At 59.3% G+C, this 12,359-nt stretch carries 12 protein-coding genes; 3 read left to right on the top strand and 9 right to left on the bottom strand.

Annotation, left to right across the window (positions count from 1 at the left end):
* Positions 1 to 10: 10 nt before the first annotated feature.
* Complete coding sequence (locus DVJ77_RS18580; protein WP_114847028.1) at positions 11 to 1,444, top strand: DUF1501 domain-containing protein; 1,434 nt, start codon at positions 11 to 13, stop codon at positions 1,442 to 1,444.
* 63 nt (positions 1,445 to 1,507) lie between these two features.
* Here DVJ77_RS18580 and DVJ77_RS18575 read toward each other — a convergent pair whose 3' ends face one another.
* From DVJ77_RS18575 to DVJ77_RS18560, 4 genes are all read right to left on the bottom strand, one after another.
* Complete coding sequence (locus DVJ77_RS18575; RefSeq protein WP_114847027.1) at positions 1,508 to 3,328, bottom strand: agmatine deiminase family protein; 1,821 nt, start codon at positions 3,326 to 3,328, stop codon at positions 1,508 to 1,510.
* A gap of 149 nt (positions 3,329 to 3,477) precedes the next feature.
* Complete coding sequence (locus DVJ77_RS18570; protein ID WP_114847026.1) at positions 3,478 to 4,596, bottom strand: agmatine deiminase family protein; 1,119 nt, start codon at positions 4,594 to 4,596, stop codon at positions 3,478 to 3,480.
* Between the two features lie 219 nt (positions 4,597 to 4,815).
* A complete protein-coding gene (locus DVJ77_RS18565; protein WP_162791569.1) occupies positions 4,816 to 6,057 on the bottom strand; it encodes a sensor histidine kinase in 1,242 nt (413 codons plus the stop codon).
* Positions 6,038 to 6,718, bottom strand: a complete 681-nt coding sequence (locus tag DVJ77_RS18560) for a response regulator transcription factor (protein WP_114847024.1) — start codon at positions 6,716 to 6,718, stop codon at positions 6,038 to 6,040. Before DVJ77_RS18560 ends, DVJ77_RS18565 begins: the two co-directional genes overlap by 20 nt.
* 169 nt (positions 6,719 to 6,887) lie before the next feature.
* On the opposite strand from DVJ77_RS18560, the gene DVJ77_RS18555 reads away from it, so the two are divergent.
* Together DVJ77_RS18555 and DVJ77_RS18550 are read left to right on the top strand one after the other, a co-directional pair.
* A complete protein-coding gene (locus DVJ77_RS18555) occupies positions 6,888 to 7,250 on the top strand; it encodes an ArsR/SmtB family transcription factor (RefSeq protein ID WP_114847023.1) in 363 nt (120 codons plus the stop codon).
* A complete protein-coding gene (locus DVJ77_RS18550) occupies positions 7,228 to 7,728 on the top strand; it encodes an SRPBCC family protein (RefSeq protein ID WP_114847022.1) in 501 nt (166 codons plus the stop codon). Before DVJ77_RS18555 ends, DVJ77_RS18550 begins: the two co-directional genes overlap by 23 nt.
* Positions 7,729 to 7,802: 74 nt before the next feature.
* Here DVJ77_RS18550 and DVJ77_RS18545 read toward each other — a convergent pair whose 3' ends face one another.
* The 5 genes from DVJ77_RS18545 to DVJ77_RS18525 all read right to left on the bottom strand — a co-directional run bounded on the left by DVJ77_RS18545 (position 7,803) and on the right by DVJ77_RS18525 (position 12,276).
* Positions 7,803 to 8,537, bottom strand: a complete 735-nt coding sequence (locus tag DVJ77_RS18545) for a hypothetical protein (RefSeq protein ID WP_114847021.1) — start codon at positions 8,535 to 8,537, stop codon at positions 7,803 to 7,805.
* Between the two features lie 15 nt (positions 8,538 to 8,552).
* Positions 8,553 to 9,107 (bottom strand): SMI1/KNR4 family protein, encoded by a 555-nt coding sequence (locus tag DVJ77_RS18540; protein ID WP_162791568.1) that lies wholly within the window; start codon positions 9,105 to 9,107, stop codon positions 8,553 to 8,555.
* Between the two features lie 72 nt (positions 9,108 to 9,179).
* Entirely contained in the window at positions 9,180 to 10,325 is a 1,146-nt protein-coding gene (locus DVJ77_RS18535; RefSeq protein WP_162791567.1) for a hypothetical protein, read from the bottom strand.
* A 192-nt stretch (positions 10,326 to 10,517) separates the two neighbouring features.
* Positions 10,518 to 11,378, bottom strand: a complete 861-nt coding sequence (locus DVJ77_RS18530) for a sigma-70 family RNA polymerase sigma factor (protein ID WP_114847018.1) — start codon at positions 11,376 to 11,378, stop codon at positions 10,518 to 10,520.
* 10 nt (positions 11,379 to 11,388) lie between these two features.
* Positions 11,389 to 12,276: an alpha/beta fold hydrolase gene (locus tag DVJ77_RS18525; protein ID WP_114847017.1), complete on the bottom strand. Its 888-nt coding sequence runs from the start codon at positions 12,274 to 12,276 to the stop codon at positions 11,389 to 11,391.
* Positions 12,277 to 12,359: the final 83 nt, after the last annotated feature.

The following is a 12,359-nucleotide window of genomic DNA, read 5'->3' as shown; positions in this document are numbered from 1 at the left end:
GGATACGGATATGCCTATAAGCCGTCGTGAATTTCTGCGCCGTAGCATGTACACCACACTGGGCGGGGTCGGCCTGTATTCGGGGTTCGGCAACCTTCGCCTGCTTCAGGCTGCTGCCTCGCATAGCAATTATGCCTTTAACGATTACAAGGCCCTGGTCTGCGTGTATCTGTATGGCGGTAACGATAGTTTCAACACCATCGTGCCTTACGACAACGCAACCTATGCCACCTATGCGGGCTCGCGCGCCGGCCTCGCATTGGCGCAAGCCGATATCCAGACGAATAGCCTGATTCCCGCCGCGTTCGCCGGGGGCTTGCCTGGTGGACCGCCGAGTGATGGTGCCGCCTATGGCCTGCATCCGGCCATGCCGGAATTGCGCGGTCTGTTCAATGCAGGGCATGCTGCTGTCGTCGCCAATGTCGGCTCCTTGCTCTACCCGATCACGCAGCAGCAGTTTCAGCAAGGTCGGGTGCAGCCACCACCGCAGTTGTTTTCGCACGACGATCAGACCGCGCAGTGGCAGACCTCGCGCCCGGACGACGCCAATGCCAATGGCTGGGGCGGCAGGATGGCAGATGTGTTGTCGTCCGGTAATGCCAATCCGCAATTCTCGATGAGCATGACCTTGTCCGGCACCAATCTCTTTCAGCGCGGAGTGATGGTGAACCAATACGCCGTCGACCCAGGCGGCGTTCAGGCCATGAGCTACCTCGGTAATGGTCCCGAATCCTGGGTCGCCGGCGGCACGACGGACGACACGAATGCCTACAACGCATTGATTCGAGGCCCCTCGCCGAGCAACGCGCTTGAGCGCGCATTCGCCGCATCAAGCAGCAGCGCCGTCGACTATTACAGCGTGCTTATCAATGCCCTCGGTCAGGCACCGGCACTTACCACGACATTCCCTGATACGGAGCTGGGCAATCAACTCAAAATGGTGGCGCAGCTATTGCAAGTGCGGGCGAAGCTGGGCGCGAGCCGTCAGATATTCTTCGTTTCTGCCAGTGGCTACGATACCCACACCAATCAATTAGCGCAGCAGCAGGCTAATCTCACGCAACTCTCGCAAGCGCTGTCCGCGTTCTATAACTCGACGGTAGCGCTGGGCCTGGATCAGAGCGTAACGGCCTTCACCGCCTCCGACTTCGGCCGCTCACTTTCGGTCAACAGCGGCGGCACCGACCATGGCTGGGGCGGCCATCACTTCGTAGTCGGCGGTGCGGTTCGCGGGCAGCGTTTTTACGGCACGATGCCCAGCCTGCTGCCTACGGCGGCAGGCAACCCGGACGATACCGGTTACGGTCAGATCATTCCGACCACCGCGGTCGATCAATACGGGGCGACGCTGGCGAGTTGGCTCGGTGTAAGCGTGAGCGATATCGCCAGCATCTTCCCGAATCTTGGCCGTTTCAATTCATCGAATCTGCGTATTTTCGGATGAGCTGCGCGTAAGTTGGCGGCTCTCCCGGACGATATCCGGGAGAGCCGCCAAACACGCCTTACATCAGATGATTTGCTGCTGTGTCGCGCAATGTATTGTGCCGCCGCCGTTAGCAATGCCGTCCGTGGTTATCTGAATGATGTAACGCTCAGGGTAGATGGCCTGGACGATCTGAAACGCGAGCAGATCATTCGTCGGATCGCCGAACTGCGACATGACTACGCACCGGTTCGCCTCATAGTAGCCAACGTAGCCGGCGGCGAACGTGATTTCAAAGCTTTGCCTGTATGTCACCAGCGCGTTGTTGATACCCGTTGATCGCACATTGACCGTCGACTTGACCTTGCTGAGGTCCGGCGTCGGCAGCAGAACGATGTTGATCTGATCGCGCTGCCGCAAGAGCGCGGGGAGATCGCTGATGGGAATCTGATTGATGGTCAGCGAGCCCAATGTGACTACGGCCGTGGGTACCCCCGCAGGCATCGGTTGCCATACCTTCACCACCGGTCCGGCCGAGCCGAAATAGGTCAGATTTTCTTGAGCCGTCGTCTGCGGGGACGCGCCGCCCGGCAGGCTGGCCAGCAAGGCGGACAAGTTCAGGGCATCAACCGATGTAGGCTGCCGGTCATTGTCGTTGACCTTGCCGCCATCCCATGTGGCCAGGATCACCGTCGCAAAGGCTGATGCTTCGGCTGCCGGGAACCGCATGTAAAAGTCGGCGTGGCCATCGGTAATTTCGGACCCCCTGACACCGGGAACCCAATAGACCTTGCGAACGCCGAGCAGTCGATTGAATTCGCCCTCTATCTCTGTAACCGTCTTGGATGGGTTGCGGTTGTTGTTTATCACGCAGCTCTTGGCAACGATGGCCAGCCCGTTGCCGCTCAACTCTACGCCGCCTCCCTCCATCGTAAGCCACGTGGACATCGGGGCTGCCCCGGTGCGCTCGATGATCGAGCGCGCAACGTCCATGTCGCCATCAATGACCTGGAACTCAACGCCACCCAGGCCGTTGGTTGTATTGAAGGGTCCCATCTTGACGGTGTCGTATCGAAAGAGCGAAGCCAGGCCGGTGGCCTGACGAAGACCGTTGAGATTGTTGGCCGACGGTGCCAGCCCGTCATTGTTCGGGCCAAAGCCCTGGCCCCATCCGTTGAAATTGAAGTTGATACCGTAGGTCCGGCCATCCGAGCCCTTGGCGAAGACGGGCGCGGTATCCCGAACCCACAGGTCATTGATCGGCTGCCGTGCAAAGCTGACCCGATCAGATCGAATGGCAGGCAACGGCTTACCGGCATCCGGGCCGGTCGTAGGGGAGGCGACCAGGATTCGTCCACCAGGCACTCCGTTGGCAGTTGTCTGATAGGGCGACTGCGTTGTCAAAGCGCTGATCGGCGTTGAAGTGAACTGGATAATGTTCTTTTCGCCGACGCCGGCAACCATGCGGGCCACGTGCGCGTTCGCATCGACCAGGTCCTGATCGCCGCGGTTGAGGTTCACGCTCCTGGACGTGTCGACAAGCATGTTGACCCACTCGAAGCGCGACAGTTGCGCCGCGATACGAATAAGGTCTTCGCGCGCCATGGCTCGGGTTAGAGGCAGGTCTGTCGACCCGTTCCGGTTGGCCGCCACCATGGTGGCATCGTCACCCCAGGCGGACACCGTGGCGCCAAACGCCATCCATGTCGCCGCGTGCTCCGCACCTTCGCTGGGGACTTTGAGGGTCACGGAAGTAGGCACCCCCGGATTCACAGGCGTGTTGCCGCTCGCGGCGGCGTCTTCGCCACCGCCGCCATCCCCGCCGCACCCTGACAAGGGAGCGACCAAGAGAAAAGCACCGGCTGTCATCGATGCCTCAATAAACTTACGTCTCGTCAATTTCATGATCGTTGCATTAGGTAAAGCGTTAGCGGACTACGCAGTCGACATGGCTATGCGTAAGTCCGCTGACGCGATCAAGGTAATCGATGCACGAACGCATCAAGAAGGGTTGGCCAGCCCATAGGGCGTACGACCGAAACACGAAAGCCTCGTCAGAAGCTGCCCTCAGGCTGCTGCTGAGTGACGCAATGGATCATGCCGCCATTGGCGTAGAGATTTCGCACATCGATTCCAACCACCACGCGATCCGGGAAAACCCGCTGAAGCGCCGCTTTGGCGACGGCGTCGTTCGCGTCGTTATACGTTGGCATCAGCACGACCGAATTGCCGACATAGAAGTTGACATACGAGCCCTTGTATCCGAGGTCCTTACCGTAGCTCGTCACCACGTTGTTTTCCGTGAGCGGAAATTGAACGAATTTGTACGGCGTACCATTGGCATCTTTAGCGGCGTAAAGTCGCTGGATGTCGGTGGAAGAAAGGCCCCAGTCATTGAGGTCGGCCGGACTCATCGTGGCAATGGTGTCGCTGGTTGCAAATCGCGCAAAGCCGTCGATATGCATATCCGTGATGTCGGCATTCCGAACACCGTCCAACCAGATGAAGTTTGAAACACCCAGGTTGGCGGCAAGCACCGCATCCATCTGATCTTCGGTCACATCCGGATTACGGTTGGGGTTGAGAATAGAACTGCGCGTGGCCAGAAAAGTGCCGCGCCCATCGGTTTCCACGGCACCGCCTTCAACAACATAGTTGCTGAGGTCGACCTTCGACATATTGAGCTCTCTTGCGACCACAGCAGGGACTTCCGCGCTCAAGTGGTACGGCTGTTTCCCGCCCCAGCCATTGAAGCCCCAGCTTTGAATAGCCATGGCATGGTCAGGGCCATAAACGAAAACCGGGCCATTGTCGCGAACCCACACGTCGTCTGTTGGCTGAACCACGAAGGTCACGTTGGTGAGCGGGATGTCGGCTTCAGCCAGCAGATTTTGAATGCGCTCCTGCTCACTGGCGCTGTAGGCGACAATGTGGACCTTTTCGCCGCTCACCAGGGAGCGCGTCATTTCGATCCAGGTCGACTCGATGCGGTCCCTGTAGGTGGACCCATAGGTATAGGAATGCGGCCACTGCAGCCACGTGCCTTCATGGCGCACATTCTCGTGCGGCATCGTGGTTTGGGCACCAGCACAAGCGGTGCTGAGAAGTGCAATGGCGGCCAGAAGCAAAGCCGGGCGGCGGGTGGCAAGGCGTTTCGTATCGCGATGTGACATGGCGTGACCTCGGGGTGCGCGCAGGGCGCATAAAGGGTTCGGCTGGCACCATACGAGGCCAACCTGATATCGAGCTGACACCTCGGCTTTGCTTTCCGGCACAGCGGGCCACCTCATGTGGCATCGCCAATAGCTGACCCGCCCTGCATCCAGCGCCCTTCTCAGGAAGGGCAGGCAAGACGAACAATGAATATTTGTGGGGGGCTTCCAGCCCAGCCTTCAGTTGATCTGCAGGCGCACTCTGGCGCCGTGCGGCGCGAGGTTCTCGAGAATTAGCTGGCCACCATGAAGTTCGGCAATGTGTTGCACGATGGATAAGCCAAGACCGTAACCCGGGCTCCCCGGTGCCTTGCGAAAAGCCTCCCGCGCACTCGCCAACTGATCCATCCGAAAGCCGGCGCCATCATCTTCAATCGTGACCGTGTGATGGCGCACTGTTATGCGTACCGAAGCGCCGGTGTCGCCGTTGCTACGTCCATGGGTCAACGCGTTCTCGATCAGATTGCGCACCGCGATTTGCAGGAGGCGCCGGTCTGCAACGACCACGGACTCCTCCATGTCCGTGGTGATGCCATGCCCCTCTGGAAGCGCCGCTTCTACGATCAGGTCAAGGCGGACTTTTTCCTTCATGACCCCGGCGGCCGACGAGTCGAGCTGCGCCAGAAGCAGCAGCTTGTCGATCAACGTCGCACTTGTTCGTGCCACATGACGAACCTGCGTAAAACCTTCCTCCAGCGGGATATCTCCGTAACCCACCGAATCGCAGATGGCGAGTAGGTTAGCCACCGGTGCACGAAGTTCGTGGGCCGCCGCCGCGATCAAGCGCTCACGGATATCCATGGTCTCCGCAACAGGGCGTAGGGTCTGGCGAGCCAACAGGGTGCCGACCGCGAGGCCGAGCAGGGCAAGCGCGGTCACTGCAAGCAGGAGATTGCGCGTAAAGACGGCATGTGCCGCATCGATCGCCCTGGGATCGCCCAGCACGAGGATCCTCGCCACAACGCGATCGGCGTCGTCGTAGGTGGTTTTGGTCAAAGACAAATAAGAGACGCCCAAGCTGTCGCGCCCCTCGCGGATCGCGCCGTCCTCGCTGCCCGCATTGGCATTCGCCAGCTCGGCCGGAGAGTGGATGTTGAATATGGCCTGTTTGGGCCTTAACAGGACGGTATCTGGCGATCGTTGCGAGATAACCCAGATATCGACGCCGCCAGTGAGCAGGCCAGGCTCTTTATCGAGGAGTTCGTCGTGAAAGCGGCCTTGTGCATCAAACCAGCTCAGCCCATAAACAGCCGTCGCCCGCAGCCGCAGCATGTCTTCGAGCCCGACGCGCCCAAGCCGACCGTTCATGCTTATGGCCAACGTGCCCAGGCACGCGATGCCCACGATCCACGCGACAGCCCAGCTCACGGTGAGCTTCAGATACAGACGCTGGTGGATGGCGTTATGACGACGCTTTGCCATCGGGCGCCTCAAGGATGTATCCAGCCCCGCGCACCGTGTGAAGCAGCGGCGGCCCGCCCAGTTTTCTGCGCAACGACGCAATGATAACTTCTTCGGCATTGGACGCCGGCAGATGCTCCTCACCCCAACACCCGGCGATCAGTTCATCGCGCGACACGACCTTTCCAGCACGCTCCGCCAACAACTGCAGGGCGACAAACTCCTTGTTGCGCAGAGGGAGGGCAATGCCGGCGCGCCGAACTTCACGACGCCCGATATCAACCTCGAGGTCGGCAATACGAATAGTGCTAGGCCTGATGACTGATCCACGACGCGCTATCGCGGCAAGGCGAGCAAGCAACTCTTCCATGTCGAACGGTTTGACCAGATAGTCATCGGCCCCAGCCTCGAAGCCACTCAGCCGATCGGCCACCCGATCGAAAGCGGTCAGGAACAGAGCAGGCGTGGTCACTCCTCGGTCTCGCCAGCCCTTCAGGCGAAGCAGTGCATCGCCATCGGGCAGGAGCCGGTCCAGGACCAACACGTCGTAGGTATATGACTGGATAAACGATTCGGCGGTGGCGCCATCAGCCGCCTCATCAACCGCATGCCCTGAAGCGCGGAGCCGTTTCGCGATGGCATTCCTGACAGGTGCCTGATCCTCAACAACTAAAGCGCGCATGACTCAGATGACTGGAATGCTAATCGGTTCGCTGGAGCATAGCGCATGCCCAGACGCAAAGCGGGACAGGCGCCTTAAGCTGTCCGTTTAAAGATGGCCATTGGGCGACGCCACAGCAGGAAAGGGCTTCCGCTTGCAAACCACCCATGGGTGGCCTACAGTGAACCATATGGTTCACTATCAAGCCCGCCTCGACACAACGTTCGCCGCGCTCTCCGATGTCACCCGACGCGGCGTGCTGGAGCAGCTCGGTGGGGCAGACGCTTCAATCACCGAGCTTGCCCAAAGGTTTCACATGACCCTCACGGGCATGAAGAAGCACGTCAGCATCTTGGAGCAGGCGGGGCTCGTGACCACGGAGAAGGTCGGGCGCGTACGAACCTGCAAGCTCGGACTGCGCCGGCTAGAAGAAGAGGCCGGCTGGATCGAGCAACACCGCCAACTTTGGAGCGCGCGCTTCGACGCGCTGGATAACCTTGTCGAACACCTGAAATGTAAGGAGAAGGCAGATGCTCAAAGCAAAAGAAGGTAGTCCCGCCGCCACGAACCGCACCGCCGTGGAACGCAAGTCCGACCGCGAACTGGTCGTGACGCGAACGTTCAATGCCCCGGTGCACATCGTTTTCGAAGCGTGGAGTAACCCCGAATTGTTCAAGCAGTGGTGGATTCCGAAATCGGCAGGCATGTCGCTGGTCTCGTGCGACATGGATATTCGCACCGGGGGCGCGTATCGCCTCGTGTTCAGCCATCCGGCCTTCGATCAACCGATGGCGTTCTTCGGCACGTACAGAGAAGTAACGCCGCAAAAGCGCCTCGTATGGACGAACGAAGAAAGCGATCAGGGTGCCGTGACCACGGTGACGTTCGAAGAACATGCCGGCAAGACGCTGGTCACCTTTCACGAACTCTACCCCACAGAAGCGGCCCTCGACGAAGCCCTCGCCGGTTCGGCGGAAGGCCTGCCCGAACAGTTCGCACAGTTGGATGAGTTGCTCGCAGGCAGATCGTGACCACACTTCGGCCGCCGGCTCCGTGGTGATTTCAAGTCGTTAGACATCAGTGCCATTGAATTCTGAAGATGCAACTATTTTGGCTTTGATGGATTGCCCGGAGCGATGCGGGAGGCGCCGTTGTCGTGCTCGACCACGATGCGGTTGATGTCGCCCGGTGCGGTAGCGTCGAACCACACATCCACGCGGTCACCCACCGCGATCGGCCGGCTGGGCGCCTGAGTGGCCATGGTCGTGACCCAGCGCTCGACGTTGCTGGCATCTCGGAACGACACCGTGATCGTGGCGATCTTGAGGTTGGGGGTGGTGGCGAACGCGGCGAGTCCGTCGTCGGTCACGGTGCCTTGAGCGTGGGTGCCGCGTCGCAGCGTGGCGATCTTCGTGATCCTGGCCCGACGCCGTAGCGCGGCGATCGTGGTCAGTGCCGCCACTATGACCGCTATCGTAAGTGGCGTCAGATAGGCCGCACGAGGGACTTCGCTGGCGTAGGCCACGACACCGCCCACGAGCAGTAATGCAGTCAGGTAGAGTCCACCAGTCACGATCGGCCGTGGCGCGCTGCCGAATGCCGAATGCATGGTCCAGCCCGTCGTGGCCAGAAATCCCATGAAGCAGACAAATCCCGACATGATGACCGGAAGCGTCCAGATGGGATTTGTCTGCTCGGTCACCTGGCCTAGGATCCCGGCAATGGTTGCTGCGCCGGCCATCCCCATGGCGAGGACGATTAGCTGTTTGGTGATCGACGCCGAACTGGTCTGGCGAGCAGCCAGGCGCTCGGCGGATGTGGGTGGTGGTCGTGTATTCATCGCCGCGTTCTACATTCAGAATATTTCGAGGAACTCTTCGGGGTCATCCTTGATCGCGTTCAGTGAAAGCCGGAGGAACGTCGAGAAGTCCGGCGCCACATAGCTGATCTCGTCCGGATCGTGGGTGAAGGCGATGATCTGCCCCACTTTCCCTCCGTCGGCGGGGGCGTAGTCTTGTATCAATGTCAGCGAGTTGCCGCCAAAGGCGGCAAATGGAAGCCATCCGCTCTGATACCAGCCGTCACGGATGCGGCGGTCGCGGGGCGAAGGTTCGACATAGTCCACATATTGAGGCGACACGCGCTCCATGCGGGCGCGGGCCTTTTCGGCTGAGACCAAAGACAGGAAGTCATATCCAGTCAGAAAGCCCGGCCTCAGAAAAACACGCACCTCATGTTCACTGCCGTCGGCGATGCGCCAAGCTGCACGCAAGCCAGGATCCAGTGAGAAGCCAAGCCGAACTTCCGCTTTGGCCAGCGCCGTTTCCGTATTGCCCTTGGCAAGATTGAGCTGCGCATCATGACTGGAATAAATCAGCCGCAATTTTTCAACATATTTTGCAAACGCCACTATCTTTCCTCCTGGCAACTGCCTGTCTGACACCCATGCGGGCGGGTTGGAACCCGACCAAGCCGGCGCGTACTAAAAATCCCTTATCTCATCAAACCAGATCAAGGCCTCCTCGGGCGTCATCAAAGTTGGGTTGACTCCCGCGAGCAAAGCGACCGCATCCCCGGCATCGTCGCGTTCACTGGTCTCGATTCCGGCAAGGCCGTTGATCGTTTCAACGAAGGCGGCAATCGTGTTTCTGGCTTCTGCTTTCGTCGTCGCTGTTTTCAAAATCTTGCTGGCAGCTTTGTAGGCTTTGCTGGCGGTCTTTTCATTCTTGCTGGTCCAACCGGCGAACGGTAGTCCATGCTCTTCGATGAACCATTGCTTGCTGCGAAGCTGGCTGACACCGAAGAAGCTGTCTTCGCTGTCCGGCAACTGCTTCACCGCTTTGCGCAAGGTCTTGCCAACGCTCTCCTCGACGTTCCAGGCGATGAAGTAGCTCAGCTCTGGCCAGGTCCCAAGATCGGGCAGGCCATTGAGGTCGGAAACGAAGCGCAATTCCAGCCCGTTCAACGGCAGTTCCGCCAAAGCATCGAGATGCGCCATGGCCCCGTAAAGGCGTATATGGGTGAGATTGCGCAGTGTCAGAAGGCTGCGGCAATCGAAAGGGGTGCCGAGAACAGTGTTGCGGATACCAAGAGACCGGACTGAAGCAAGGTACGGCAGGCCGTCGACACTGCTTAGAATGCCGCTGTCGTCATCAGCGAGGTACATATCGGGCCATTTGCCGTCAACGGGCACGTCGAAATCAACCAGCTTGGGATTGCCCATGATTGAAAGACGCCGGAGTGTCCGCGGCAGCGTCATCCTGATCCGATGCCTTCCCGGCTTGAGGGTCAAGCCGCCCAGATTCGCGTCGCTGGCGTCAACCTCCAAGTCCCCGCAGGGAGCGAAAGTGACCTCCTCGGTCTCACGTTCGCGCATCCAGGTGAACAAAGAGGTGTCATTGCCTTCATAGGAGATGTAGCGCGGCCAATTACTACCGGCGCCTGTCCGCATTTTATCGAAGACGTGCCAATTAATCGTTTGATCCGGCTCCACGACGAGGTCTGGTCGTCGCGTGCCGCCGGAGGGACCAACACTGAGACTCCCCATGCCAGGGGTAAGCACCAGCTTATGACTATCGGAACTCGTAAGGGAGAGCGTAATGGCATCGGCAGATTTCATCGTGTTCAACGGAGGCTTCCTGATTGACTCAGTTGTTGGGTTGTTCTGAAAGCTAGCGACTGATGATTTGTTTCGCCCTTAGCAGGGTGCAGCCGCTTTCGATGGTGAGGGGAGCGTGCCGCAACACGCGATTAGGGCGCGTTATCGTGGGTACCATCGCCCAATGGCTTCGAGGGTTGGCTGGAACTCGACCATAACCATTTAGGCTAACCGTACCCAATCGATGGATTCGAGCACATAGGGAGCGAACAAGAAATCCCGGATCTCGATGATCCTGCTTTCGGACCAGTCGATCAGGACAAAATGCGCAGGTTTTTCCATCGGGCCGGTGCTATCGAAGACCAGCATGGCCGGCCACCCTTCAACCGCGCCGAGGACAAATCGCCATTTCGTCACTTCCGCATAGCGCGTGAAATAGAGGCCAATCTTGTCGCGCCCTTCCAATTGGAGCCGGTTCACCAGATCGAGCTTCACATCATCGGCGAGCATGGCGCGGATGACGTCGAAATCGCCGCTTTGAAAGAGATGGACATAAGTGGTGATCTTCCGCCGGCTCGAATCGGACATCAGCGGCAGCCGGGTATCTTCAGGCGCCTGCGCGAATTGCCGCAGCGCTGCACGCCCGCGCTGAAGCGCCGATTTGGCGGCTGCCGGAGAGCACTCAGTGATACTTGCGATCTCTTCGACCGAATGACCCAAAACATCCTTGAGGATCACCGCGCAGCGCTGAAGTTCAGGCAACCGAAGAAACGTCTGAAAGCTGATCGCAACGATGTCCGCCTCGAGCATGGGGGCCGCTTCGTCGACGTCTTTGGTGAGCGGAACGACCGTATTCCGCGACCTTTCGCGCAGGAAATCGAGGCTCGCATTGTGAGCAATGCGAAATAGCCAGCCTTCGAGATTATCCACCCGAGCGCCCTGGGATCGTGCGTGAAGCGCCTTGACGAGGGTGTCCTGCAATACATCCTCGCCATCGACCGCCGATCCCGTCATGCGCGCGCAGTAGCGATGAAGGCGTGGCCGAAGCGCTTTCAGGCGATCTTCGAATTCATCCGTTTTCATGTATGGAGACCTATGCCGCTTCCGCGCGCTGTTCCGCCAAGGATTGAATACCAATATCGATGAGAACCTTCGACAGAATGGCCGGTTGTGACAGGAATGGCGAGTGGCTGCTTTCCAAGGTGTGGGTCGTTGTCTTGTTGCCGATGGCAGTGTCAACCGTCGCAATCATGTGATCCTGACCCGTCAACGGAATCGCGCGATCCTGTGTGCAACGAATGTAATGGCGCGGCACTGTGCCAAATCTTTCAGGCGTAATTTCCGATAGGGCTATGGCGCCGGCGTTCGATTCGTCACAATGAAGTTGTGCCGCCGCATGCGCGAATTCGGACTCCGACACGTCGCCATAAAACGAAGCCTTGAGTAACGATCGGTAGGCTTCGTCGGTTGATCCGGCATGGATCCTGGTCGCGCCGATGGCGATAGGATCGCCCACGAACAGACCAGGTGCCAGCGCCGAAGACAGGGTTTCATGCTGGAGCATCGCGAGCAGCGGCATGCCGTTCGGCACCATGAACCCGGCAAGATAGACGACTGCGAGAAGCTGATCCGGAACCTGCTCGGCGACTGCCGAAATCGTCATCCCGCCAGCCGAGTGCCCGACCAGGATGACCTTGCCGTCGCTGAGTAACGCAGCCTCTTTTACCAACGCGACGACCGCTTGCGTCCGCTCCTCCTGCGTAACGCCGACGACGGGCGACCGCTCGGCGGCGAACGCAGCGGGGTCGAAGGGGCGATGATCGAGCGACGCTGGTGCTATCGCATTGACCCCCGCGCCGGGAAGATCGGGCGTCATAGCCGCGAAGCCGCTGGCCTCAAGTATTGGCGTAACGCTGTCCCACGCCGAATGGTTGTGCCAACCGCCGTGGATTAAGACAAAAACTGCTTTGGTTGCTGACATCGTTGATCTCTCTTCATCTGATTTTATGATCTTTACGACCTATATAAGCGGCCGCCCGCCATGCCGTCCCCGCCCGCGGAGAC

This window comes from Dyella tabacisoli (assembly GCF_003350925.1).
Lineage (GTDB): Bacteria > Pseudomonadota > Gammaproteobacteria > Xanthomonadales > Rhodanobacteraceae > Dyella_C > Dyella_C tabacisoli.
Note: the sequence above shows the minus strand (reverse complement) of the source record. Positions and strands in the feature narration are given on the sequence as shown.